Annotated in this window: 25 protein-coding genes and 1 riboswitch; of the genes, 12 read left to right on the plus strand and 13 right to left on the minus strand. The window is 32.3% G+C overall.

Annotated features, from left to right (window positions below; translation table 11 throughout):
- Positions 1-1761, plus strand: a 1761-nt coding sequence (locus CBF36_RS07740; protein WP_165865423.1) for a MucBP domain-containing protein, incomplete at its 5' end; no start/stop codon positions are given.
- An 85-nt stretch (positions 1762-1846) separates the two neighbouring features.
- On the opposite strand, the gene CBF36_RS07745 is transcribed toward CBF36_RS07740, so the two are convergent.
- The 6 genes from CBF36_RS07745 to CBF36_RS07770 all read right to left on the minus strand — a co-directional run bounded on the left by CBF36_RS07745 (position 1847) and on the right by CBF36_RS07770 (position 6678).
- The gene (locus CBF36_RS07745) at positions 1847-2449 is read right to left on the minus strand and encodes a helix-turn-helix transcriptional regulator (RefSeq protein ID WP_125957882.1); all 603 of its coding nucleotides are present in this window, start codon (positions 2447-2449) and stop codon (positions 1847-1849) included.
- A 267-nt stretch (positions 2450-2716) separates the two neighbouring features.
- Complete coding sequence (locus tag CBF36_RS07750) at positions 2717-3808, minus strand: serine hydrolase domain-containing protein (protein WP_165865424.1); 1092 nt, start codon at positions 3806-3808, stop codon at positions 2717-2719.
- A gap of 405 nt (positions 3809-4213) precedes the next feature.
- Positions 4214-4621 carry a GNAT family N-acetyltransferase gene (locus CBF36_RS07755; protein WP_125957884.1) on the minus strand — a complete coding sequence of 136 codons (408 nt, stop codon included), beginning with the start codon at positions 4619-4621 and terminating at the stop codon, positions 4214-4216.
- Positions 4622-4759: 138 nt separating this feature from the next.
- On the minus strand, positions 4760-5020 hold the full coding sequence (locus tag CBF36_RS07760; protein WP_125957885.1) for a chorismate mutase: 261 nt from the start codon (positions 5018-5020) through the stop codon (positions 4760-4762).
- 30 nt (positions 5021-5050) lie between these two features.
- A complete protein-coding gene (locus CBF36_RS07765; RefSeq protein WP_416340697.1) occupies positions 5051-5740 on the minus strand; it encodes an NAD-dependent protein deacylase in 690 nt (229 codons plus the stop codon).
- Between the two features lie 29 nt (positions 5741-5769).
- A complete protein-coding gene (locus CBF36_RS07770) occupies positions 5770-6678 on the minus strand; it encodes an EamA family transporter (RefSeq protein WP_125957887.1) in 909 nt (302 codons plus the stop codon).
- 153 nt (positions 6679-6831) lie between these two features.
- Positions 6832-7006, plus strand: a riboswitch (Lysine riboswitch).
- Positions 7007-7096: 90 nt separating this feature from the next.
- Here CBF36_RS07770 and CBF36_RS07775 point away from each other — a divergent pair.
- Positions 7097-8686: an ABC transporter permease subunit gene (locus tag CBF36_RS07775; RefSeq protein ID WP_125957888.1), complete on the plus strand. Its 1590-nt coding sequence runs from the start codon at positions 7097-7099 to the stop codon at positions 8684-8686.
- Entirely contained in the window at positions 8686-9423 is a 738-nt protein-coding gene (locus CBF36_RS07780; RefSeq protein WP_125957889.1) for an amino acid ABC transporter ATP-binding protein, read from the plus strand. Before CBF36_RS07775 ends, CBF36_RS07780 begins: the two co-directional genes overlap by 1 nt.
- A 41-nt stretch (positions 9424-9464) precedes the next feature.
- On the opposite strand, the gene CBF36_RS07785 is transcribed toward CBF36_RS07780, so the two are convergent.
- Positions 9465-9848 (minus strand): YxeA family protein, encoded by a 384-nt coding sequence (locus CBF36_RS07785; protein ID WP_125957890.1) that lies wholly within the window; start codon positions 9846-9848, stop codon positions 9465-9467.
- A gap of 234 nt (positions 9849-10082) precedes the next feature.
- Here CBF36_RS07785 and CBF36_RS07790 point away from each other — a divergent pair, with 234 nt between their 5' ends.
- Both CBF36_RS07790 and CBF36_RS12290 read left to right on the plus strand, forming a co-directional pair.
- Positions 10083-11105, plus strand: a complete 1023-nt coding sequence (locus CBF36_RS07790) for a linear amide C-N hydrolase (protein WP_125957891.1) — start codon at positions 10083-10085, stop codon at positions 11103-11105.
- Between the two features lie 111 nt (positions 11106-11216).
- Positions 11217-11375, plus strand: coding sequence for a hypothetical protein (locus tag CBF36_RS12290; protein WP_165865425.1), 159 nt, complete (start codon positions 11217-11219; stop codon positions 11373-11375).
- 40 nt (positions 11376-11415) lie between these two features.
- On the opposite strand, the gene CBF36_RS07795 is transcribed toward CBF36_RS12290, so the two are convergent.
- Positions 11416-11856 (minus strand): NUDIX hydrolase, encoded by a 441-nt coding sequence (locus CBF36_RS07795; RefSeq protein WP_125957892.1) that lies wholly within the window; start codon positions 11854-11856, stop codon positions 11416-11418.
- A gap of 16 nt (positions 11857-11872) precedes the next feature.
- Positions 11873-13012, minus strand: coding sequence for an ArgE/DapE family deacylase (locus CBF36_RS07800; protein WP_125957893.1), 1140 nt, complete (start codon positions 13010-13012; stop codon positions 11873-11875).
- A gap of 161 nt (positions 13013-13173) precedes the next feature.
- Here CBF36_RS07800 and CBF36_RS07805 point away from each other — a divergent pair, with 161 nt between their 5' ends.
- Positions 13174-13359, plus strand: a complete 186-nt coding sequence (locus tag CBF36_RS07805) for a hypothetical protein (RefSeq protein WP_125957894.1) — start codon at positions 13174-13176, stop codon at positions 13357-13359.
- A gap of 202 nt (positions 13360-13561) precedes the next feature.
- Here the strand turns inward: CBF36_RS07805 and CBF36_RS07810 are convergent, their stop codons facing one another.
- Entirely contained in the window at positions 13562-14026 is a 465-nt protein-coding gene (locus tag CBF36_RS07810; RefSeq protein WP_243637996.1) for a hypothetical protein, read from the minus strand.
- A 421-nt stretch (positions 14027-14447) separates the two neighbouring features.
- Here CBF36_RS07810 and CBF36_RS07815 point away from each other — a divergent pair, with 421 nt between their 5' ends.
- Complete coding sequence (locus tag CBF36_RS07815) at positions 14448-15704, plus strand: glycosyltransferase (protein WP_125957895.1); 1257 nt, start codon at positions 14448-14450, stop codon at positions 15702-15704.
- A 446-nt stretch (positions 15705-16150) separates the two neighbouring features.
- Positions 16151-16969: an LPXTG cell wall anchor domain-containing protein gene (locus CBF36_RS07820; RefSeq protein WP_125957896.1), complete on the plus strand. Its 819-nt coding sequence runs from the start codon at positions 16151-16153 to the stop codon at positions 16967-16969.
- Between the two features lie 55 nt (positions 16970-17024).
- On the opposite strand, the gene CBF36_RS07825 is transcribed toward CBF36_RS07820, so the two are convergent.
- Positions 17025-17411 carry an HsmA family protein gene (locus CBF36_RS07825; protein ID WP_125957897.1) on the minus strand — a complete coding sequence of 129 codons (387 nt, stop codon included), beginning with the start codon at positions 17409-17411 and terminating at the stop codon, positions 17025-17027.
- Positions 17412-17541: 130 nt separating this feature from the next.
- The gene (locus CBF36_RS07830) at positions 17542-18693 is read right to left on the minus strand and encodes a hypothetical protein (protein ID WP_125957898.1); all 1152 of its coding nucleotides are present in this window, start codon (positions 18691-18693) and stop codon (positions 17542-17544) included.
- A 187-nt stretch (positions 18694-18880) separates the two neighbouring features.
- Here CBF36_RS07830 and CBF36_RS07835 point away from each other — a divergent pair, with 187 nt between their 5' ends.
- The 4 genes from CBF36_RS07835 (at position 18881) to CBF36_RS07850 (ending at position 23448) form a co-directional block, all read left to right on the plus strand.
- The gene (locus CBF36_RS07835; protein ID WP_125957899.1) at positions 18881-19090 is read left to right on the plus strand and encodes a CsbD family protein; all 210 of its coding nucleotides are present in this window, start codon (positions 18881-18883) and stop codon (positions 19088-19090) included.
- Positions 19091-19256: 166 nt separating this feature from the next.
- The gene (locus tag CBF36_RS07840) at positions 19257-19742 is read left to right on the plus strand and encodes an RpiB/LacA/LacB family sugar-phosphate isomerase (protein WP_125957900.1); all 486 of its coding nucleotides are present in this window, start codon (positions 19257-19259) and stop codon (positions 19740-19742) included.
- 471 nt (positions 19743-20213) lie between these two features.
- Positions 20214-22553: an ABC transporter ATP-binding protein/permease gene (locus CBF36_RS07845; RefSeq protein ID WP_125957901.1), complete on the plus strand. Its 2340-nt coding sequence runs from the start codon at positions 20214-20216 to the stop codon at positions 22551-22553.
- Between the two features lie 100 nt (positions 22554-22653).
- The gene (locus CBF36_RS07850) at positions 22654-23448 is read left to right on the plus strand and encodes a glycerophosphodiester phosphodiesterase (protein ID WP_125957902.1); all 795 of its coding nucleotides are present in this window, start codon (positions 22654-22656) and stop codon (positions 23446-23448) included.
- A gap of 44 nt (positions 23449-23492) precedes the next feature.
- Here the strand turns inward: CBF36_RS07850 and pepV are convergent, their stop codons facing one another.
- Positions 23493-24899, minus strand: a complete 1407-nt coding sequence (gene pepV, locus CBF36_RS07855; RefSeq protein ID WP_125957903.1) for a dipeptidase PepV — start codon at positions 24897-24899, stop codon at positions 23493-23495.
- Between the last annotated feature and the right edge of the window lie 68 nt (positions 24900-24967).

The raw sequence follows: 24967 nt of genomic DNA on the forward strand, positions 1-24967 counted from the left end.
GTCATTATCAAATATGTTGATGAAGATGGGAATGAGATTAAAACTAGCAGTTCAATATCTGGGCCAATCGGTTCCAAATATCAAACTGTTCCAGCCTTAATCGGGGGGTATACACTGAAAGAAACGCCTGATAATTATAAAGGAACTTATACAAAAGAAGATATTATCGTAACCTATGTCTATTCACTTAATGGAGTTGTGCCTCCAACACAAGATAATGGAAAAGTCATTATCAAATACGTTGATGAAGATGGAAATGAGATTAAAGCTCGTGACTCAATATCTGGACCAATCAGTTCCAATTATCAAACTGTTCCTGCGTTAATCAAAGGATTTACACTGAAAGAAACGCCTGATAATTATAAAGGAACTTATACAAAAGAAGATATTATCGTAACCTATGTCTATTCACCTAATGGAGTTGTGCCTCCAACACAAGATAATGGAAAAGTCATTATCAAATACGTTGATGAAAATGGAAATGAGATTAAAGCTCGTGACTCAATATCTGGACCTATTGGTTCCAATTATCAAACTGTTCCTGCTTTAATCAAAGGATTCACACTCAAAGAAACACCTGATAATTATAAAGGAACTTATACAAAAGAAGATATTATCGTAACCTATGTCTATTCACCTAATGGAGTTGTGCCTCCAACACAAGATAATGGAAAAGTCATTATCAAATATGTTGATGAAGATGGGAATGAGATTAAAACTAGCAGTTCAATATCTGGGCCAATCGGTTCCAAATATCAAACTGTTCCAGCCTTAATCGGGGGGTATACACTGAAAGAAACGCCTGATAATTATAAAGGAACTTATACAAAAGAAGATATTATCGTAACCTATGTCTATTCACCTAATGGAGTTGTGCCTCCAACACAAGATAGTGGAAATGTCATTATCAAATACGTTGATGAAGATGGGAATGAGATTAAAACTAGCAGTTCAATATCTGGGCCAATCGGTTCCAATTATCAAACTGTTCCAGCCTTAATCGGGGGGTATACACTGAAAGAAACGCCTGATAATTATAAAGGAACTTACACAAAAGAAGATATTATCGTAACCTATGTCTATTCACCTAATGGAGTTGTGCCTCCAACACAAGATAATGGAAAAGTCATTATCAAATACGTTGATGAAAAAGGAAATAACATTATACCTAGTCGTTCAATGGTTGGACCTATTAATTCACCTTATCAAACTTTTCCGGCGTTAATTAATGGGTATGTATTGAAAGAAATACCTGACAATGATATAGGTGTTTACACTGTAGAAGATATCATCGTAACTTATGTCTATTCACCTATCGTTCCTAACCCGCCTATACAAATTAACGGGAAGGTCATCATCAAATACGTTGACGAAAATGGAAATGAGATTAAGGATCACGATACAATGTCTGGACCTATTGAATCAACCTATCAAACTTATCCTGCCTTAATTAGTGGGTATACGCTAAAAGAAATACCTATTAACGATAAAGGTCTATACACTATCGAAGACATTATTGTAACCTATATTTATTCTCAAATATTGACAGAACAACCATCGGATACACCAAACAATCATCAATATGACAAGATAAATATCATAAAACGCCCTATTTCTAATAATAAAATATCCAATAAAGAGAAATATTTACCAAAAACTGGAGAAAGATTAGGAAATCCATCTGTTCTTTTAATATTCCTAATGATTATCTCTCTAACATTTTATCTCTTCGTTTACTCATCAAAAAGAGACAATAAGTAGAGACGCAATAACCATTCACCCTCTAAAAAAGGATGAATGGTTATTTTTATCATATAGTTCACTCATCGTTTTTTGAAATCTCTTTCTAACTATCTCTTTTATACCTAATATATCGACCAATAGACATCCCAACAAATAGCACAATGATCATATATCGATTTCGTTCATCAACAATTAAACTATCATTACCTAAAATAATTGAAATAACGACATAAAACAGGGAAACTGCTCCAATAATTGAGGTAGAATCTGTAATAGATTTAATCGCATTACTTGTCCTTTTTCCCATTACTTTTTCCTCCTTTGTATGCGTGATAATCTTAATCTTTTTCTTTTTAATAATTGTTAGATAGGCAAAGATTCCTAATAATATAATAGCTGAAAAAGGAATCATCACCATTAATGCCACACACATAATAATTAATGTTGATTTTGAAAAAAATCTCAAAAATTTTAATTCAATAGTATCTTTTTTTAATTTTTCACTCACCTGTGTATCCCCCTTCAACATGTAATCTAGAGAAATATCATATAGTTCACTTAAATGAATCAAGCTATAAATATCTGGAATGCTTTTTCCAACTTCCCAACTCGATACAGTTTGTCTTGTCACATTTAATTCATCAGCAACTTCTTGTTGTGTTAATTTCAATTCGTGTCTTTTTTCTTTTAAAATTTCTGCTAGCATCTCTTCTTACCTCCATCTATCTTTCACAGTAAATCATGTTACTAAAAATAGCTAGCATTCTCCTCTTACTTCAACAAATACCGTAGCAATTTGAAATTGCCATTGTAGTAATAGGCTTTTTCGGAGTAATTATATTTACTATCTTTATGGATATTTCTTTTTATTAATAGCTGTTAATGAATTTTGGACATAAAAAAAGAGCCTTCAAAAAGACTCTTTTAACTCATTCTATTTGAAATTTTTTTAGGGAATCACTCAATTGATTGTTTAAGCAAAATTACTTTTATAAATGGATGAAGCTAAATCTGACAAACTATCTAATTCATGACCATTACTAATCAATACGATAATATTTTCACCATTATCATCAAGAAATACTGAGGATTGATAGTCTCCCAGACTACCGTTAGTTTGCATTAAACCATCATTTTGCCAAAATGCACCACTATAATCATTATCTGTCTTAACCATGTTTGAAAATGCTTCTTTTGTTATTAGCGTGCCATCAGTTAACGCCTGTAAAAAAGTAACTAAATCATTGGCTGACATCAACACATTACCAGCCCCAATCAAACTAGAATATAATTCTTTTGATTGCGAAAAGTCTGAGGCACTTTCTGTGTAATCACCATACAATAGTGAACTATTATATGCTTTTGCCACATCTTCTTCTGCTACATTATCCCAAAAGAAAGTATGTGATAAATTCAATGGCTCTATGATTTCCTTTGTAAATAATTCTTCATAACTTTCACCTGTCACAGTAGATAAAATTCCTGCTAATAAAGAATAGTTAGCGTTGGTATAATTAAATCCTGTTTCTCCAGTGCTTTCTAAGGTTTCTAATACATAATCCAGTTGTTCTTCTTGTGTTGTTAATACCTTATCGGGGGCTATTTCATCCATCTTAATACCAGATGTTTGGTCTAATAAATCACGAATAGTTATGTCTGAACTTCCCTCAATATCAGGATAAAAATCTGACAGTGGTGTATCATAAGTCAGTTGTCCATCTGACACAGTCTTAGCAACAAGTGTTGCTGTCATCATTTTTTGCAACGATGCAACTGGGAATATTGTGTCTAAATCATTTACCTCTTTTGCCTCATAATTACTGTAGCCATATGTAGCTGTTGATGTGACTTCATTTCCCTCAACCATAATCGCCACACCGTTGTAATTTTCTTCTGGAAAATAATCTTCAATGGTCTTATCAGAAGAACTATTATCCGTATTACCCGCTGCATAAGCTTCATCATCCACCATACTTCGATTTAAAAAGTAGCCTAATCCCATAATAATCACAATCGTTGTAATACTTGCCCACGCTATTTTAATTACTTGCTTTTTTTTCATCATTATCATACCTCCTAATTACACTGTCATCACTTAAATTTACTTACAGTATAAAATGCGATACTTAACCTAACCTTAAAACGATGTATTCTATATTAATATTTTATTAATCCACTGTAGACAGTTAATCATAAACAAAAAACCAATCTAAGCATGACAATCATTAGGTCGGTTATAGTGATATATCTATTAATCCCCACATTAAAGGCTATGTCCTGTTAACATAACAAGAAAATATTATTTTTTCATATAGAACCTTCCTTTTTTATAATACCACGTTTATTTAATTTAGTATAATCATACGCTATTATTTTATTAAAAATATAATACATAAAAAAACAATAGGTATGCGTATTAAGCATAAAAAAATAAGCCAAAGACTCTCATCTATTTGACTTATTGCCTTAATTAGTATTCTCTATAAAAAGCTACTGCTACACCTCTATCACACGACTCAAATCCAAAACTCTCATAAAATCCTCTAACGTTTGGTGCATCTACAGTTAATAATACTTTTTGTCGAACATGTTTATATGTTTCTAATACATCACACATTAATTTAGTCCCAATTTTTTGTTGTTGATAATCTGGATGGATCAAAATATCTTGTATATACAAAATCGTGTAACCATCACCGACAACTCTGATTAATCCTACTAGTTGTTCTCCGTGCCAAGCACTCACTACATAAAGTGAATGAGTAATTGCTCTTTCTAAACCAACTAAGTCTTGAGTATAAGCAATCCAACCCACACTGTTGTATAATTCTTTCAAATTTTTACTATCTATCTGATAGCCCTTTTTATATTCTATCATTATCGTTCCTCCTAATTTATTTTTAAATTAAGAGTGTAATCTCAACCGATTATTCATAATAAAATCCCCTTTCAGGTGTTTTACTCATTATATCATGTCTATCAAAAAATCCTCCAGATACTTTCTGAAGGATTACCTTTATTGTTTACTTTTTTGATAGTCTTTTGATACCATCATGATTTGATTAAATGTTTCGACAATTGATTCAGCGTAATCATCATTTGAGACCATTTGTCGAATTTTTTCTAATACAGTGTCTTCTCTTGTTGTATCAAAAACTGGAAGGTTATTTTCTTTTTTTATCTGAGCAATGTTTGATACACAGTCATACCTTTCTTCCAACAATGATACGATTTTTTCATCAATTTCATCAATTCGTTGTCTATCTCGACTTAACATCTTATCTCCTCACTTTGTATAAGCGTTAGATTATATGTTAGAGAAAAAGTTTTCCCCTTTTTGTTGTACTAAAAGATGAGGTTCCATTAAAGAAATAGGTTCTTTATTTATCACAATCACTTGACTATCTGGTTTTCGGTAATGAATCAATCCACTAAATGGATACACTTGAAAAGTTGTTCCAACAATACACACAACGTCTGCTTGAGACAACCAAGAGATAGCTGTTTCTATATTAGATTCTGACAACCCTTCTTCATAAAGTACCACATTAGGTCGAATAATCCCCCCACACTCTTTATGATACATAATCTGCATATAATCTGAAACAGAAACTGATTGACCACATTTTTGACAATAACAATCATACAAACTTCCATGAAACGACACCACATTTGGACTTCCCGCTTTAATGTGTAGGTCATCAATATTTTGCGTCACAATCCCGACTTGTTTCGTTTGGCTCAATTCTGCCATTTTTTTATGGATTACATTCGGTTTGGCACTTGGATGATATAATTGTTTTACAAATTGATAAAAAACATCTGGCTCACGCTTTAAACACGTGTGACTAAGTAAATATTCTGGATTGTCCACTCCATGATATACCCCTGTCATAGAGCGATAATCAGGAATACCTGATGCAGTCGATACACCAGCACCTGTCATAAACACAATATTTTTTGCCTGTTTTAATATCTCAATGGCTTGTTCTTCCAAATCAATCACTCCCTTACTTCATTATGACATTATTCGTCAAAAAAGCCTAATATAACTACAGAAATGATAATAGCAAAAATCATGATGTATTGTTTTTTTGTGAGTTTTTCTTTTAAGAAAATACGTGACCATAAGACCGATACGATACTATATGATGCAATCATCGGTGCGACAACAATGGAGTTACTTGCGATTGCTCCAATATAGAAAAATTGACCCAATGTTTCAAATATGGCTGCCATGCCTTTATACTTTTCATGAAACACATCGATTTTTTCACCTTTTACTCCTCTTAAATAAAGCCACATTAATACTCCAACAATCAAAAAAGTAAACTCATAACTCATGTTTGCTTGGTTTTCTGGTAAAATCTCGGCATAATCCAAATAATACCCATCTAAAAACGTCCCTAGTCCATCAATCACACAATAAAGGATCGGAAAAATAATAGCCAATGCACTTTTTCGGTATTTTTTATCCACTACATCCCCTGATACTTTTAGTTCATAATCGGCTTCTTGTTTTTCATAGACCGACAACATAAAAATAGCCACTGAAATGACAGCTACTGCCACAAATTGAATCCATACCATTTTAGCACCTAAAAAAAGAAACATTAGCAAAGCAGATACTGCTCCTGAAGAATTACTTATGGGTGAGGATACACTAAGCTCTATATAGCGAAGTCCTACATACCCTATTGCCATTGATAAGATATACATTGACGATACTGGTAAATAAATCAACATATTTTTCCATTCAAATCCCACACCTAAATATAAATAATAATAGAAAAAAGCGTGTAATCCCATGACTAACCCAACAATCACCACTGTTTTTTGTGCACTATACTTGTCTTTTTCATTATTTCCTAACTTATAAAATAAATCAGCTGTCCCCCAAGCAAAGACAGTTACTAACGCTGACATAAACCACATACTTTTCGTCTCCCTTATGTTTACTTTCACACTTACTTGTTTAAAAATAACCAATTGAACGAACTTGGTCAAATATTTTTTTACCAAAACTCATGACTTTTTGAAAAAGGTATGATATAGTGTTAGACATATTGAGAAAAAATAACCGAATAATATAAATCTAGAGGTTGCAATCTATCAATAACATTAGTTGAGTAGAGGAGTACATTGACACTAATGCACAGGGAAGATTGCCGAAATGTGATAAAGTTCCTCACTTATCATGTTGGGACTATAGTGAATAACTATAGGACTGTCTTAGTTAAAACTAAGATGCGCTATGATTGGATAACACTTTGTTAATCTGACTTCATCAAAAGCAACCTCTATTTACGAGGTTGCTTTTTTATTTATTTAAAACACAAAAAGGAGAATTATCATGCAAACAAACAATCGTTCTACCCATCATGTCTTAATGGCATTATTATTCCTATTTATTAGTTTAATCATGCTGACACCAAAAGTTGAGGCAAGTGAAGATAAATTTGTCGTCGGAATGGAAGCCGGGTATCCTCCATTCAACTGGACACAACAAAATGATGCCAATGGCGCGGTCAAAATTCAAGGCGGAAGTGAGTATGCCAATGGTTATGATGTCATGATTGCTAAACGCGTCGCTGAAGGTTTAGGAAAAGAGCTCGTTATTTATAAAACAGCGTGGGATGGATTAGCCCCTGCGTTAACTTCTGGAAAAGTAGATGCTATTATTGCTGGGATGTCTCCCACTGAAGAACGAAAAAAAACCATTGATTTTACTAACGACTACTATCATTCAAACCTCGTCCTCGTTGTTGCGAAAGATGGGAAATATGCTAACGCAAAAAGTCTAAAAGATTTTGAAGGAGCAAAAGTCACTGCTCAATTAAATACATTTCATTATTCTGTGATTGATCAAATAGAAGGTGTCTCAAAACAAACTGCCATGGATGACTTTTCTGCCATGCGTGTAGCACTCCAATCAGGAAAAATTGATGCATATGTTTCAGAAAAACCTGAGGGAATCACCGCTCAAAAAGTGAATCCAAACTTTAAAATGATTGATTTTGAAGATGGAAAAGGATTTAAAACAAATCGTGACGATACGTCTGTTTCTATCGGGGTTAAAAAAGGTAGCCAAGATATTGAAAAAATCAATGACATTTTAGCTGACATCACTCAAACAGAACGAGATAATTTTATGGATATTGCCATTAGTGAGCAACCTGATTCACAGTCAAATGAAAATTGGATTGTCAAAATCGTCAAAGAAAACTGGCAAATGTTCTTAAAAGGGGCTGGGGTGACGCTTTTAATCTCACTTATCGGAACTGTCGTAGGAACACTTATTGGACTAGGAATTGGACTATTTAGAACTATCCCTACTCCTAAAAACACATTAAACAGAATTCTATTTAAATTATTAAACACCCTATTTTCTATTTATATCGAAATCTTTAGAGGAACACCTATGATTGTTCAAGCGATGGTCATTTATTATGGTTCGTCTCAAGCATTTGGTATTGATATGAATCCACTCGCTGCAGCATTATTTATTGTATCAATTAACACCGGGGCTTACATGACAGAAATCGTTCGTGGTGGTATCTTCTCAGTTGATAAAGGACAATTTGAAGCAGCTTCTGCTATTGGTATGACACATGGTCAAACAATGTTAAATGTGGTAATTCCACAAGTATTTAGAAATATTTTACCTGCTATGGGGAATGAATTTGTCATCAATATTAAGGACACCTCTGTATTAAACGTGATTGCTGTCACTGAGTTGTTCTTCCAAGCGAAAACAGTCGCAGGAAGTAACTTTAGATTCTTTGATACCTTCTTTGTTGTTTGTGTGATTTACTTCGTCATGACTTTTACCGTGACACGTATCTTACGCTTTGTCGAAAGAAAAATGGATGGTACGGGTGAATATGCTCCATATGCTAACCAAATGCAAACAGCTATTTTAGAAAGAAAGGATGACAAATAATGACTGATTTAATTGAAATCAAACACTTACAAAAACAATATGGTAATCATGAAGTGCTAAAAGACATTAATTTATCTGTAAAAGATGGTGAAGTGGTCACTATCATCGGCCCATCAGGTTCTGGTAAATCAACTTTACTTCGTTGCATTAATTTATTAGAAGAACCAACAGGTGGAGAACTGTTATTTAAAGGTGACAATATCCTTGCGCCTGGATATAACTTACCAAAATACCGCGCTCACGTGGGCATGGTGTTCCAACAATTTAATTTATTTGAAAATCATGATGTTTTAAATAATTGCATTGTTGGACAGGTAAAAGTTTTAAAACGATCAAGAGAAGAAGCAGAACGTATTGCGATTGAAAATCTAGACAAAGTTGGGATGAAAGACTTTGCTCATGCTAAACCTAGCCAATTATCTGGTGGACAAAAACAACGTGTCGCGATTGCTCGTGCCATCTCAATGGACCCTGAAGTGATGCTCTTTGATGAACCCACATCAGCTCTTGATCCAGAAATGGTTGGAGAAGTATTAAAAATCATGCGTGAGTTAACTGGTACTGGTTTAACCATGATTATCGTGACTCATGAAATGGCCTTTGCCGAAGAAGTATCTGATCGTGTCATTTTTATGGATCAAGGGGTTGTAGCTGAAGAAGGGGCCCCAGAAAAAATATTCCAACACCCAGAACAAGCCCGTACAAAAGAATTTTTACAACGAATTTTAGAGGGATAATAAAAAATGCTAGATTGACTTGAAAATCAATCTAGCATTTTTTATTTATCTAACTTATCTAACACTGTTTTTGGAATATCACTTTTTGCCACATCATTTGGCCCACTAACCACACGTTTTTTGCTGAGAGATACTTTCACATAGGATCCTGGTTTGAATGGTGTCACATTATCACCACTTAATTCATAATCCATTTTTTGTACAGTACCGTCTTCTTTTACAAAATCAAAATCATATTTATAAGATTTACTTCCAGCTATAACTTGACCAGTATCATCTTTTGTATCTTCTACTGTTGGAACTTCTTCTGGCACTTTAGCATATGCCACATCACCTTTATAAGTTGTTGTGTAATACTCATATCCTTTATAACCAAATATAACGATTAACACTAATGCCACAACTAAAATAATTTTCTTTGCCATCAGATCCACTCCTTAATAGTTAACATTAAAACACAAAAAGTATTATATATAAATAATAACATGGATTTCAAAATAAAATAACTCAAATACCTCTTTATAATCTAACAAAATCGTAAGTTTAAAGACATTTCAATCATTATTATTTCTTTAAATGAACATAACAAAAAGTGTATCAGTTGTATTATTTCAATAAAACAATTACTATATAATTAACATAAAAAGGAGGTTTTTTAAATGTGTACTAATATTAAATTATCCGCTAAAAACGGCGATATTTTTTTCGGCCGTACAATGGATTTAGACATTTCAATGTTTGGAGAGGATTCAGGATTAGATTTAGATATTACCTTAGCAACTGTTCCTAAAAATATAAATATAGCTAGCCAGGTATCTCCTTGGACAAGTAAATACACTGTTTTAGGCGTCATGACTAAATATACAACAGTGATGTATGACGGTATCAATGAGCATGGCTTAACTGGTGATATGCAAGTATTAGTAGAAGCAACCACCAAAAACACTCAAGACATCCTTAATGAAAATAAAAAACCATTGCTCACAGAAGAATTCGTTTTATATATTCTTTCCAACTTCAAAACAGTCTCAGAAATAAAAGAGCATTATCAAGAATTTGTCCTAGCAGATGAACCTTTTGTTTATAAAAAACAAAACCTTCACTTTCCATTGCATTACACATTTGTCGATACAACTGGAAAAGGGATTGTGTTAGAACCTGTCTTAAATGGTGGATTTAAAATTTATGACTATGTCGATGTTATGACCAATAGTCCCGAATACTCTTATCACACAACAAATATTAGACACTATATTAATTTAAGTGATATTGATCACCCAACTCATCGTGTCATGAAAAATAATGTGGATATAGAACCAATTGAACATGGTACAGGTTACGGATTGTTTGGTATGCCTGGAGATTATACCTCTCCTTCTCGTTTTATTCGTAGTTTCTACCTACGAAATATGATTGATGAATTCGATTCAAACGATGGGTTAAATCGTTTATATAGTATTTTTAGACCTTTAATTGTTCCTAGAGGATTGGAACATAAAAAAGCAGAGATGACTATCACTGACTATACACGCTATTGGTCTGGTTATGATGTCGCCAAACAAACAGCCTACGTTCAAACTGGTGAAGGGTTAGCCATTACAGCTAAAACATTAGATTCCAATCTAACTGATATCACCTATCATGCGATTCATTTGGATAATAATGTTGTGTTTGCATCATAATAAAAAAACAACATAGTTAATTCACTTTTTTTTCGTTAACTAAGTGTAAGATAACCTTATAAGCATTTAATCAATGCCATCAATTTAACAGGATGAAAGAAGGTTATATCTATGACTACTGAACGTGATGGAGCAAAAGAAAATCGCCGTTCATTCGAACAAGCGAAAGCAAAAGAAATATTCGAAGCTGATATCGACAAAAATCGTGAAAAAGTTGCTGAGAAAAAAGAAGAAAAAGCTGAAAAACGTTTAATCCGTGAACACAAATAAAAAATAGCCTAAGTATATCCAGTATGCTTAGGCTATTTTTTTATGATTCTTTATTAATAAAATGTTGCGTCGTTGTGGTTGCTTGTTTAACTAATTCATTTAATTGAGATGGTCTTAAAGAGTGTGACGCCATAATATTTGTCCACTCCACAGTGACTTCTCCTCTATTAGGTTGTACATTATCTGAAGCAAATACTTCATAAACAAAAATGACTTGTTGGTATGGCTTGCCTTCATAGATAAACATATTCTCAATAATTGATAACAATGAGCCGACTCCCACTTTAATGCCCGTTTCTTCTAAAAATTCTCTTACAACAGCTTCTTTAGAAGTCTCTCCTATTTTTACCGCTCCTCCTGGTAAGGTATGTGCCCCATCAGACTCCACTGTTGTCAAAACATTATCTCCTTGTTTTAAAATACCACAAGCTCTTACATCAAATTTACTTTCTCCTATTACGACACGAATATCTTCCATCATCACGATTCCTTTTAAGTTATTTTAAATATGTGGTAATAATTTGTTTATATTTATCAATCATATCTAAGTAATTATCTATATCGACATATTCATCCACTTGATGAGGTAACGTAGGTTCTCCGGGGCCAAACACAACAAAATCAAATGAATTATCTGATTTAACAAATTCTGCTGTATCCGTTGTTGCTGAGATACCGATAAGTGGTAATGGCGTAGCAAATTGACTTTGAATGACTTGAACCAATTCTGAATCTTTCGCTGCTCTTACAGATAACTTGTTGTAGTTGATTGTTAGCGTTAATTTATAGGGCTGATTTTTATTTAATTCATCCACTGTTTCTTGCAATACATTAATAATTTCATCATTAGAAAACTCTGGGATACTACGGATATTCCCTTGTAACGCCGCATAGTTTGGAATACTATTAACCTGGTTCCCTCCATTCATGATTGTAATATTATGAATGGTTGAACCTAATTCTTCATTGATATATTTTTTAGAAATATCATCCATTTTTTTATTAATATGATAAGAAAAATCGATCAAATGATTTAGAGCATTGTATCCCTCTTGTGGCATAGAACTATGCGCTTCTTTTCCGGCAGACGTTACGGTGTAATTAATTGAGCCCATATGTGTGTAAACAATATTATAATGACTTGGCTCTCCCACAATCAAACCATCTAAATCATCAACGTATCCTAGTTTTGTTAATTGTTCTGCACCTAATTCTCCAACTTCCTCCCCAACTGTTGCAAGTAATTTGACAATGCCGTTAAATTCTTGCTGTTCTTCTTGAAGTTCCATCATTGCAATGACCATTGCCATTAAACCACTTTTCATATCTGTTGAGCCACGCCCATATAACTTATTATCTTCTATCGTTGCTGAAAAGGGTGGGTATTTCCATGCATTTTCATCACCTGGATCCACAACATCCATATGCCCAGTTAATCCGAGTACTTTATCTTCTTGCCCTTTTTTTAACGTGGCTACTAAACTACTACGATTATTTGCATATTGAATCAATTCTGTTGAAATCCCTACTTGTTTCAATTTGTTTTGAATGTATTTTGCTACCATTTCTTCATTGCCATTAATCGTTTTCATTTTTAAAATATCTTGTAATAATTCAATTTTTTGATGTCTATCCATGACTGTTCTCCCCTTTTAAATTCCCTTGCTCCTTAATAATAGTATCATTCCATGGTAAAATTAAAAAGAATAATATCCCTCTTGGTATGACTAGCAAAAAAGTTTATTTAATATTGTTTAAATGATAAACTGATTGTAACAAAAAGAAAAGAGGGATTACTATGTCAGATAAATCAATGCCTGCTCAACCAGTTATTCTTAATGATATGCCACTAGAGGCTGAAAATGAAATGGTTTTAAAAAGTGACTTTATCAAAGAAAGAATGACCTCTTTAAATCATGATGGATTTAATTTTATTCTGCCAGATACTCCACAAATTATTGAAGAAAAGAAAAAGAAAAAATAATATCTTGTTTTAAGCTTAGATTAAGATTATAAGATTATGATATAAACAGTTAGATGATTAACACATCCTCTTCCCACACAACAGAGGAACTGCTAATAACATGCTAAATAACTTTTTCATTTTTACTCCAAAATCGAGTTAACTATTATTCCCGAAGATAGTTAACTCATCTCCTTCCTCTAGTTATCACGCTAGAGGTTTTTTAGGTCAAATCATTTAATCCGTCAAACAACTCATTAAAACTTTTCATCTCTTTTACTCTACCAAAAGAAAGTTCAGTATTTTCACCCATTTTTCCTAAAAAACATTTAGTTAATTCTTCTACCGTTATTTCTAATGACACCATAAACTGTTCATAAATCATTTGAAAAGCAGGAGTATTTTCATCATAATGGTTCGTAATTAAGGTTTCAGTTAATTGGTCCAGTGGATATAGCTTTAAATGAAGAAGCTCATGAACAATTACCTCTTCAATATTTTCATTTCGAGGATTTTGTTTATTTAAATAAATCAGTGCTTTTTTATCTGTAATATCGATTTTAATATCACCTGTTTTATTAAATTTATCATCGTTCACTAAAATAAGTTCAACATCCCACTGGTTTTTTATTCTAAGAATCCCTATCCATTTATCTAAAATAAGAATGGCCTCATTTTTATTTATCATCATTATCCCTCTTTTTTTATTTTTATCTATTCAAGTATAATAGCATAATTAACTATTCTTTTTAGTAAACACGAATTCATCATACTTTTTTAAGCTTCATTTAAGGTTAACCGATTATGCTATATTCAAGTTAATTAATTCATGAGTGAAAAGCAAAAGGGCTTTATATTATGTAGGTTCAAATCCTACCTCTCATCTAACTTCCTCTACTCCACAACAGAGGAAGTTCTCAAAGAATAACTTTTTATTCTACCGTACAACTCCTAATCATGTATTTTTTATCCTCCCACGATAAAGAATACACTCCTTCCTCTAACATCTATTGTTAGAGGTTTTTAATTTAATGAGCATTAAATTATATCCCTTCAATGTTATATGATAGACTTTTATTATCATTGTATATAAAAGGTAGGTATAAAATATGCTAGTTGTATTAGTTATTTCTTTAATAGCTACTTCTATTTATTTTTTTTATATTTCATTAATACGTAACATTAAATCACAAGAATTTGAGCCCGCTACAAATTATTCGCCACTACACTATGCCATAATCATCCCTTGTCTAAACGAAAGTAAAGTCATCGAAGCAACATTAGAACGATTACTATCTAATCTAGGGAATAGAGATGCTAGTATTTATTTAGTAGATGATGATTCAGATGATGATACTGTTGAAAAAATTAAGAAATTTACAGACAAGCGAATTAAACTTATTGAAAAGAAAAAACCCAATGCCCAAAAAGGTAAAGGACATTCTCTAAATTTAGTTTTTGAACAAATTAAACAAGACTTCCTTCATATTGATGATAAATCAATTATTGTAACCATCATCGATTCTGACGGTTTTTTATGTGACGATGCATTCTATATAGCTGATTCAATCTTTATGGATCCTACTAATGACGCTGCTCAAGCTCGTGTAAAAATATTAAGAAATAAGTACAAGTATAATTTTTTAATTAATTTTCAAGATATTGAGTTTTTTGAAATTATTGATAATATTCAACGCTTTCGAATGCACACAGATACAGTCGGTCTTGGTGGAAATGGACAATTTACACGCTTATCTGCTTTAAAAGAACTCGAAAATACACCTTGGAGTCCCTGTTTACTTGAAGATTATGATTTAACCATTCGAATGTTACTAAATGGACATAAAATTATTTATACAGGTAACTTAATAATTTTCCAACAAGGTTTAACCAGTTATAAAAGATATGTGAAACAGAGAAGCCGTTGGGTACAGGGTTCCATCCAATGCATCAAATATGTACCCAAAATATTAAGTTCTTCAAATATTCCAACCGTTGGAAAAGTAGAAATGCTATACTTTTTGCTACAACCTTTTATGAATTTAATTAATATTTTCATTATAGCTGTCTCTGCTTATTTAATACTTTCCTATATAATATTTCATTTGAAGATACACACACTCATTTCGTTAATTTTAATGCTTCTGATTACAGTATATCCTGGTTATATTTTTTCAAAAAGATATTGTACCGATATAAATAGGATTACTGAAACAACAAAATATGAAATGATATTAATAAAAATGCAAGGTCTACTAATGTATGTATATACTCTGCTAACCATTCCTAGTGTACTTTTAGCCTTTTTTAGACAGATCTTTGGTTTTAAATCATGGATAAAAACAGAACGTGAGGAAGATTCTTGATATGAACATTCATAAATTTGTCGATACCGATTTATTTTCCATATGGTTTTTATTAATCATCATTTTTTTTATTTTATTTGGAAAATTAGTTGCTTTTTATTTTAATAAAAAAAAGAAAAAAGAAAAAAAAGGTTGACTTTTTCATAAATAGGATATATTATGAACTTACCTTTATTTTACCAACCGCGGATACTTCCAAACATTTAATACCTTATACCCCGTGGTGCACCCATTAATAAATTAATGGGTGTTTTTTTTATCTTTAATATTATGTTTTTTCTGTGAATTTTATATGATTTTTTTATAAATGTCTATTTATATCATTTGTAACATTAAAGTAATACAAAAACTATTGAAATATGTTTTATTTTCGTTTATACTCTTTTTGTAATATACGTTTACCGAACGTAGTGTTATTACTTTAAAAAAGAAGGGGATATATAAAAATGAAAAGACAAGATTACAAAAAAATCATGCAACAAAAAAAGAGCATTAAATTGTTCACAAAAACTGCTTTATTAGGTGCTTTAAGTATTGGTATGTTTAGCATGACTACCAAAGTAAGCGCAGACCAAGAAGTTGGTCCAATGGAAACTGATAATGGTTTAATGCCTGCTGATGGTCCTCACCAAGCTCCTGATAATGGTTTAATGCCTGCCGAAGGATCATATGAAACACCTGATAACAGCTTAGTATTTGACGAAGATGCTCCTATGACTTCTGATAATGGATTAATGCCTGCTGATGGTCCTCATCAAGCTCCTGATAATGGTTTAATGCCTGCTGATGGATCATACGAAACACCTGAAAATGGCTTAGTATTTGATGAGGATGCTCCTATGCCTCCAAATAATGATTTAGTATTTGAAGAAGATGCTCCTATGCCTCCTAACAATGATTTAGTATTTGAAGAAGATGCTCCTATGGCACCTGATAATGGTTTGATGGAAGATCCAACTCCTCCAGTAGGTCCAATGGCACCTGATAATGGTCTAATGGAAGATCCAACTGCTCCTGGTATTGATTTAATCATTAAACCAAGCACTCCAGAAAATGAATTAGTATCATCTACTGTCAACAAACCTACAGTATCTGAAGCAATTCAAACAATTGTTGTACCAACAGCTACGACTACTTCAACTACAGCTGCTACATTACCACAAACTGGTGAAACAACTTCAAAAATGGCTACATCTTTAATCGGATTAGGTCTTTTAGGTTCATCTGCTGTTATTGTCCGCCGTCGTTCAGTTAACGTAAAATAAATATCAAATTAAAAACGCTACTCTTAAAGAGCAGCGTTTTTTTAATAACAGTTAGTTATATAATCCCCATACCAACAAACATACCTAAAACAAATGAAATAACCCATAAAGTCCAAACACCTAAACTAAATTTATGAAACTGTTTTTTTGCTTTTTCAGAGCCTTTTTTATACACAACGATTGCCCAAATCAAATGAAACCCCATCAAAATAAGTGCCGCACCACCAGTAATTTGATGCAAGCCAAAAGTTGATCCTGCATTTTCAGAAGCGATTTGATTCATCAAAGCTGTTCCTGTCGAGTCAAATATCAACCCTCCAACAAAAAATAAAATATGTTTTAATTGAATGGTTCCTGTTCTTCTTTCGCCGAATACTCCTATACTGTATGATATTAAGGCAATAATCATAGCCATACTAGCTAAAATCAAATCTTTACTCATTATTTTTTCCCCTCTCATAAATAGTTTAAATAGTGACAAAATGTCACTATAAAAATATAATAAGTGACAAAGTGTCACTAGTCAAATAAAAAATAAAATTAGATGCTTTTTCACATCTAATTTTAATTTTTTATTTCAACGCTTCCTCTAATTGTTTATATTGTTCATCTGTTAATATTTCTTTATATGCTTCTAATACTTCTTTTTGAGTTTCTTCTGTAATGGTTCCATTTTCTTTACCTGCTTTTGCTGCTTTAAGAAACTCTGAAAACTCTTCATCAGATATTTTTGTTGTTTGTTGTCCTGATGTCGTCAATTTATTTATTTCTTCAGAAGAAATAATTTTATCTTTACTTGGTAAAGTAACGGTTTCTTTACTTGATTTTGAAGATACTTTTCCAGACATGACTAATTTTTTCAGCCCACTATCATTAGTATCTTCTGCTGGTTTCATATTTACTTTAAAATCCATGGTATTTTTTTTAGTATCAACTGCTAATTTTACACTCACATCTTTAAACTCTTTAACTAAATCCTCGATTACTGTTTTAGAGTCTGTAGTGTCCATTGTTTTAAATTCATCATTTGACTTAATCACTTTATCACTTAATTTAATCATTTCTTTTATTTCATCAAAAGTAAACGTGTGAGTAATCTTATTATCTTTTTTTTCAAATGTTTTAGCATCTAAACTCTTAATATAAGAAACTACTTCTTTTGCATAAGCTTGATTGAATTTCTCATTTACTGACAATTCTTTTCCTAAATCAGTTAATGTATTTGTCTTGTTTTGATTTTCTGATAAATCTGAAATATCAATGTATTTTCCTTTTAAAGAATTTAATGTCTCTTGATCCACAGGTGAGGTTTCTCCTGATACACTTTGAACGATTTCCATAATTGAAGATAAACTATCAGTTGATAAATACATTTTAGGTGTCTCTTTCATTGAGCCTACCAAAGACATAGGAATACTCATTCCCATTAAATCAAATTGGACGTTTGTTTCAACCAAACTGTCCTCTTTACTATCTCTTATATTATGAATACTTATTTTGGTTTCTTTTAATTGAGTGACCAACATGTTTACCATTGGATTTTGACTATTTTCTGTCGTCATTTCTATATCAGATAAACTAATATCCACTGTCATATCATTATTTTTCTTATTGTTGACGGACTCCATTCTTCCCACAAACTCGTCTGCCGTTTTACCTGTACACCCAACAAGACCTAGCCCCACTGTAAACAATATCATCATTTTAACAACTCTTTTTTTCATAAACTCCTCCATATGTTTCCTGTTTTTTTAATGCTATTTAATTATAACAAACATTCACTATAAAATCTCTGTTTTATTTAAACCCATTTATTGTAATAAAAATAGATTATGAAAGGCTTTCATTTGAATTTTTTAGGTATTTTGATATATAGTTAAGATACATTCATAGAAATAGGAGGAATTTAACATGACTGATACAGGTAAAGTTGATAAAGCGGTAGGTAAAGTAGAAGAAACTGCAGGTGACGTTACAAATAATGACAAGTTAAAACATAAAGGTCTTTTAAAACAAGCTGAAGGCAAAGTAAAAGAAGTATCCTCTGAGATTAAAGAAAAAACAGAAGAAGTTGTTGATGATGTAAAAGACAAATTCAAAAAACATGAAGACAAAAAATAAAATCATATCTAGATGAATCTTATAAATGAGATTCATCTTTTTTTATTGTTTTATAACTAATCATTAATCATCCAATAACATCATTTTACATATATTATGTTTTTTTATAAAATAAAAATAGACATATTTTACTTTTATATGTTAAAAAATAAAAGGAGCGAAAATCATGAAAATTATTATGGGAGCAGATCCTTCTGGCTTAGCTTTAAAAAATGATGTGAAAAAACATTTACTATCAAAAGGATTGGATGTAACAGATATTACCGAAAATAATGAACAGGCATACTATTCAGTTGGTTTTGAAGTTGGAAAAGCCATAGCCAATCAAGAATATGATCGTGGATTTATTTTTTGTGGAACTGGCATGGGTGTGAACATTATCGCAAATAAATTTACTGGTGTCTATTCTGCCTTGTGTGAAAGTATTGAAACAGCTACTTTATCAAGAAAAATCAATAATGCGAATGTACTGGCAATGGGTGGTTTGCTTATAACACCCTATCTCGCAAAAGAAATGGCAGATGCCTTTTTAAATACTGATTTTTCGTATGGTTTTTCTGAAGGAAGTCCTGAATACTTGCAATCAGCATATAAAACGATTCAACGTCTTGAACCAACCATTTTAGAGGAAAATAACTCTCTTAAAAGATAATTGACTTTTAGAACTTATCCAAATCATTTTGTTTATTTGGATAAGTTCTATTTATTCCTGTAAAGTACTTCTCATTGGCGAACAAAAAAAAGGGTGTGGATAGTTTTAGTTATCCACATAAAAGTTTTTCACATTAAAAAGATTAATTTTTCAAGGTTTTAAAAACTTATACACATTGTCCACAGACTTATCCACAGGTTTTACATTATCTTTACACACGAACAGCTATTTTCACTTAATTTACCTAAAATTTAAAGTCGATATTATCAACCTATATAGATAATAAAACTGTCTATTAAAAAGTTATGCACACTTGTCCACAGAAAATGTGGACAACTTTATTAAGTTAAGCCACTTTTTTATAAGAACTTATGGTTTATCTAGCTTATCCAATTTTTTTTGTTATAATAAAAGTTAGTTTATTGATAAGTATTATTAATAACATGTTGAAAAAGAAAGAAGGAAATCCACATGCTTGAGTTAAAGAACATCAAAAAATACTACACGGTTGGTGGCACAACAACAAAAGCACTTGACGGTGTATCTGTATCATTTAGACGGCAAGAATTTGTTGCCATTTTAGGAGCAAGTGGTTCTGGGAAAACTACTTTACTAAATGTCATTGGTGGACTCGATAATTATGATTCTGGTGACATGATTATTGATGGAAAATCCACTAAAGATTTCAAAGATGGTGATTGGGATGCTTATCGAAATAATTCGATTGGTTTTGTGTTCCAAAGTTATAACCTGATTAGTCATCTTGGGATTATTGAGAACGTCGAACTTGGTATGACGCTCAGTGGTGTATCAAAAGAAGAAAAAAGACAACATGCCACAGCTGCACTAGAACGAGTTGGACTGGCTGAACACATGCACAAAAAGCCAAATCAATTATCTGGTGGACAAATGCAACGTGTCGCAATCGCTAGAGCCCTCGCCAATGATCCTGATATTTTATTATGTGACGAACCCACTGGTGCATTAGACACTGAAACTAGTCTACAAATCATGAATTTAATCAAAGAGCTATCTAAAGAAAAATTAGTTGTTATGGTGACACATAATCCAGAATTAGCTTACGATTACGCTGATCGTATCATTGAGTTTTCTGATGGAAAAATAAAAAATGACTCTAATCCCTATACCGAAGAAACTCACGAAAATGAATTTAAATTAAAACGAACTAAAATGAGTTTTTTCACTGCATTAAAACTATCCTTCAATAACTTGCGTACAAAAAAAGGTAGAACCCTACTAACAGCGTTTGCCTCAAGTATCGGAATTATTAGTATTGGGATTGTGTTATCTTTATCTAATGGCTTTCAAAAGCAAATTGATAAAACACAAACAGAAACACTGTCGAAGTTTCCTATTACTATTTCACAAGTTACAACAGATCAAACCATGAATCAAAAAAATGCTTTAGGTAGTGATAAAGGTTCTTATTCTAAGAAAAAAGAAGTCACACCGAAACAAAGCGAACAAGATAAAGCACAACATGTTAATAATATTAATCAAGACTATGTGGACTATATTAAAAACATCGATCCTGCTTTAACAAATAGTATTGGTTACTCAAGAACGGTGGCTATGAATATTTTAGGGGATGTCAATGGCGATATTAAACCGATTAGTTTTTCAAATACTGCGCCAAATAGTGGTAATTCTATGGAAGCGGCCATGTCTTCCATGACTGGCATTGGTATTTCATCTTTTCCAACAAAACTTAACAATGACTCAAAAGACTTTTTAAAAGAAAACTATAATGTCATTGCGGGAGATTATCCATCCTCTGCAACTGATGTTGTGTTAATTGTTGATAAACAAAATGCAACGAATATTAATGCTTTAAAAAATATTGGGTTAGACGTCAAAGAAAATGAGCCCTTACCATTTGACGATATTGTGGGGAAAGAATTTAAATTAATTTCTAACAATGAGTATTATCAAAAAATCCCAACTGGTAATTTCATTCCAAATACAGATTATAAAAAAATGTATGATAACACTAATAATACCACCATTCGTGTGAGTGGGATTTTACGTGTCAAAGCATCGTCTAACATGAATTTACTCTCACCTGGTTTTGCTTATAGCAATGATTTAACTGCAAAAATTGTCGAAGAAAATGAACAATCGGATATTGTCAAAGCTCAACGTGATAGTAATAAAAACGTGATGAACAATGAGTCTCTTGATGCGCAAGCTAAAGATAACCTACTTGCCTATCTTGGAGGAACTAGTATCCCCTCAAGTATTTTAATTTATCCAAATAACTTTAGTGATAAAGAACAAATTCTAACCTATCTAGACAAATACAATAAAGGAAAAGATAAAAAAGATCGGATTTTATACACTGATTTAGCTGGTACTATGACACAACTAACTGGTGGCCTAATGGATGCGATAACTTATGTTCTAATTGCCTTTGCGGGAATTTCACTTGTTACTAGTATGATTATGATTGGTATCATCACTTATACCTCTGTTCTTGAAAGAACAAAAGAAATTGGTGTCTTAAAGGCTTTAGGGGCTAGAAAAAAGGATATCACACGTGTATTTGATGCTGAAACCTGTATTTTAGGTATCGCCTCTGGTTCATTAGGTGTTCTGATTGCTTATGCTGCCACGTTTCCTATCAATAATTTATTATATAAATTAACTGACTTAAAAAATGTGGCACAACTAAATCCAAAACATGCGTTGATTTTAGTCATTATTTCAACTATTTTAACCATGCTTGGTGGTCATATCCCAGCAAAAATCGCAGCGAAAAAAGATGCGGCTATTGCTTTACGTGCCGATTAATGAATCCATACTAAAAGAGTCCTCTCATTAAGGGACTCTTTTTTTTATGTGATTTATTTTTTTCATATTTTATGTTATAACCTTTATAAAGGAGTATCTCATGAAAAAGAAAAAATACTTATTATTTATACTGTTAAGTTGTTTTTGTGTTCTATTAGTTATATTCTTGCAATCTTACTCACATAAGCAAATCATAAATAAAATATACTCTCATAGAGGAGCCAGTGGAGAAGAAATAGAACATAGCTTCCAAGCTTATTATTTAGCTTTATTATATGGATCACGTAATATTGAACAAGACTTAGTCACCTCAAAAGATGGTACATTATATGTGTCTCACGATGATAGTGCTAAACGCCTGACAGGTGTCGACCGATTATACTCAGAAATGACAGATGACGAAATTAATCACTTAGAAACTAACAATCATCAGCATATTTTACGTTTACAAGACGTCTTTGACCGTTATAAAAAAACAACTCATTATGTCATTGAACTAAAAGAAAATGACAAACAAGTCGATTTATTTGAAAAGATTATTAAACAAAACAATATGGAAAAACAAGTGACTGTCCAGGCAAGGACGTTAACTAGTTTAGAAAAAATTAAACGCACCTTCCCTAATATGAAGACGCTCGTATTAGCGAAAGATGAATTAGAAGCTAAAAATGCCTGTCGTATGGATTACGTGGATATCGTTTCCTTACATTCTAAATTTATGTCTAAAGACATTATTCAGATGATTCATGATGCTAATAAACAAGCTAATTTTTGGACGTTAAACAGTATGGATGATATCAACAAAGCTATTGATCTAGGAGCAGATTCTTATTTTACAAACTATACGGCAAAAGCCATTGAACTCGAAAAAGACGCACGGTCGTTTTTTCATTAAAATAACCCCATCAGACGAATATCGTTTGACGGGGTTATTTTTTCTTATTTGATTAAACGATAAATCGCATCAGCATAAATCACTGTTGCATTGATTAAATCATCCACTGAAATAAATTCATTTTTTTGGTGCATTGTATCAATACTATCTGGGAACATCGCACCATAAGCAACACCACGTTCTAATAATCGACCAAACGTTCCACCACCGATTACTTGTTCATGACCTTTAAGACCTGTATGATCTTCATAAACTTCTAGTAATGTTTTCACCAATGGGTCTTCTGGAGACACGTAATGAGGACCTTTTCCACCAGCTTTTTGAATCACTTTAGCTGATGTATTGGCTGTTTTTTCGGAAATGCGATCAAAAATCATCTCTTCAGTTAACCCTTTAGGATAACGGAAGTTCAACGTAATAATATTATCATCTCTTGAAGAATCAAATTTAAACACACCAGCATTCATTGTCAATTCACCCATGATGTCATCCGCATGATTCACACCAAAGTTTTTACCTTCAGTATCAGTATGTACATAATCAGCAATTGTTGTTAGATAATCTTTTGCTGAACCTGAGAAATCATAGAAGCTTAGGAAGTTTGCTAAATAAGTACCAGCATTAATTCCTTTACTTGGCATAGCGCCATGAGCTGCTTTACCATGAACCGTTAAAGTCGCAGTAGAACCTACTACTTCAATATCACCTGTTACTGGAGCTGTTGTTAAGTATTCTTCAAATTCTTTTTCAAATGCATTGATGTCACCAGAAATTTCAACCACAGCAGTTGCTGTTTCTGGTACCATATTATCACGCATACCTGAATCAAATTTAACTAATGTTAAGTTTCCTTCATTTTTACCAGGGTATTCAATTAAAATCGTTGTGTTTCCTTTTTCGCCATTAATAATTGGAAATTCAGCATCTGGTGAAAAACCAAAGTCTGGTGTATCTTCCACTTCTAAATAGTGGTCCATACATTTCCATTCACTTTCTTCATCCGTCCCTAAAATAACACGTGTTTTTTTAGAAACTGGTAATCCCAATTCTTTGATAATTTTTAAGGCATAGTAAGCAGCCATTGTAGGCCCTTTATCATCACTTGCACCACGAGCATAAATACGTCCATCTTTTTCTACTGGTTCAAATGGATCTGTATCCCAACCTGGGCCAACTGGTACTACGTCAACGTGACCAAATACCCCTAATGTTTCATCGCCTTCACCAAATTCAATGTGACCTGCAATGTTATCAACATTTTTAGTTAAGAAACCATCACGTTCTCCTAATTCTAAAAATTTTAATAACGCCGCTTTTGGTCCAGGACCAACTGGTGCATCTTCTGTAGCTAGTTCATCTTCTCTAACACTAGGAATACTTAGTAGCGTAAATAAATCTTTCATTAAGTCTTCGCGACGAGCTTCGACTTCTTTTCTCCAATCGATTGTCATACAAAAATACCTCCTGTTGATTTTATCTTACTTTATCATATCATTTTTTCATTCTTTTAGATAATATA

Source organism: Vagococcus bubulae, from assembly GCF_003950315.1.
In the GTDB taxonomy this organism is placed as follows: domain Bacteria; phylum Bacillota; class Bacilli; order Lactobacillales; family Vagococcaceae; genus Vagococcus; species Vagococcus bubulae.

Excerpts from the sequence above, each read along its gene's own strand:
- CBF36_RS07745 (WP_125957882.1), bottom strand. The coding sequence starts at position 2,449 with ATGCTAGCAGAAATTTTAAAAGAAAAAAGACACGAATTGAAATTAACA.
- CBF36_RS07750 (WP_165865424.1), bottom strand. The coding sequence starts at position 3,808 with ATGATGAAAAAAAAGCAAGTAATTAAAATAGCGTGGGCAAGTATTACA.
- CBF36_RS07755 (WP_125957884.1), bottom strand. The coding sequence starts at position 4,621 with ATGATAGAATATAAAAAGGGCTATCAGATAGATAGTAAAAATTTGAAA.
- CBF36_RS07760 (WP_125957885.1), bottom strand. The coding sequence starts at position 5,020 with ATGTTAAGTCGAGATAGACAACGAATTGATGAAATTGATGAAAAAATC.
- CBF36_RS07770 (WP_125957887.1), bottom strand. The coding sequence starts at position 6,678 with ATGTGGTTTATGTCAGCGTTAGTAACTGTCTTTGCTTGGGGGACAGCT.
- CBF36_RS07775 (WP_125957888.1), top strand. The coding sequence starts at position 7,097 with ATGCAAACAAACAATCGTTCTACCCATCATGTCTTAATGGCATTATTA.
- CBF36_RS07780 (WP_125957889.1), top strand. The coding sequence starts at position 8,686 with ATGACTGATTTAATTGAAATCAAACACTTACAAAAACAATATGGTAAT.
- CBF36_RS07785 (WP_125957890.1), bottom strand. The coding sequence starts at position 9,848 with ATGGCAAAGAAAATTATTTTAGTTGTGGCATTAGTGTTAATCGTTATA.
- CBF36_RS07790 (WP_125957891.1), top strand. The coding sequence starts at position 10,083 with ATGTGTACTAATATTAAATTATCCGCTAAAAACGGCGATATTTTTTTC.
- CBF36_RS12290 (WP_165865425.1), top strand. The coding sequence starts at position 11,217 with ATGACTACTGAACGTGATGGAGCAAAAGAAAATCGCCGTTCATTCGAA.
- CBF36_RS07795 (WP_125957892.1), bottom strand. The coding sequence starts at position 11,856 with ATGATGGAAGATATTCGTGTCGTAATAGGAGAAAGTAAATTTGATGTA.
- CBF36_RS07800 (WP_125957893.1), bottom strand. The coding sequence starts at position 13,012 with ATGGATAGACATCAAAAAATTGAATTATTACAAGATATTTTAAAAATG.
- CBF36_RS07805 (WP_125957894.1), top strand. The coding sequence starts at position 13,174 with ATGTCAGATAAATCAATGCCTGCTCAACCAGTTATTCTTAATGATATG.
- CBF36_RS07810 (WP_243637996.1), bottom strand. The coding sequence starts at position 14,026 with ATGATAAATAAAAATGAGGCCATTCTTATTTTAGATAAATGGATAGGG.
- CBF36_RS07815 (WP_125957895.1), top strand. The coding sequence starts at position 14,448 with ATGCTAGTTGTATTAGTTATTTCTTTAATAGCTACTTCTATTTATTTT.
- CBF36_RS07820 (WP_125957896.1), top strand. The coding sequence starts at position 16,151 with ATGAAAAGACAAGATTACAAAAAAATCATGCAACAAAAAAAGAGCATT.
- CBF36_RS07825 (WP_125957897.1), bottom strand. The coding sequence starts at position 17,411 with ATGAGTAAAGATTTGATTTTAGCTAGTATGGCTATGATTATTGCCTTA.
- CBF36_RS07830 (WP_125957898.1), bottom strand. The coding sequence starts at position 18,693 with ATGAAAAAAAGAGTTGTTAAAATGATGATATTGTTTACAGTGGGGCTA.
- CBF36_RS07835 (WP_125957899.1), top strand. The coding sequence starts at position 18,881 with ATGACTGATACAGGTAAAGTTGATAAAGCGGTAGGTAAAGTAGAAGAA.
- CBF36_RS07840 (WP_125957900.1), top strand. The coding sequence starts at position 19,257 with ATGAAAATTATTATGGGAGCAGATCCTTCTGGCTTAGCTTTAAAAAAT.
- CBF36_RS07845 (WP_125957901.1), top strand. The coding sequence starts at position 20,214 with ATGCTTGAGTTAAAGAACATCAAAAAATACTACACGGTTGGTGGCACA.
- CBF36_RS07850 (WP_125957902.1), top strand. The coding sequence starts at position 22,654 with ATGAAAAAGAAAAAATACTTATTATTTATACTGTTAAGTTGTTTTTGT.
- pepV (WP_125957903.1), bottom strand. The coding sequence starts at position 24,899 with ATGACAATCGATTGGAGAAAAGAAGTCGAAGCTCGTCGCGAAGACTTA.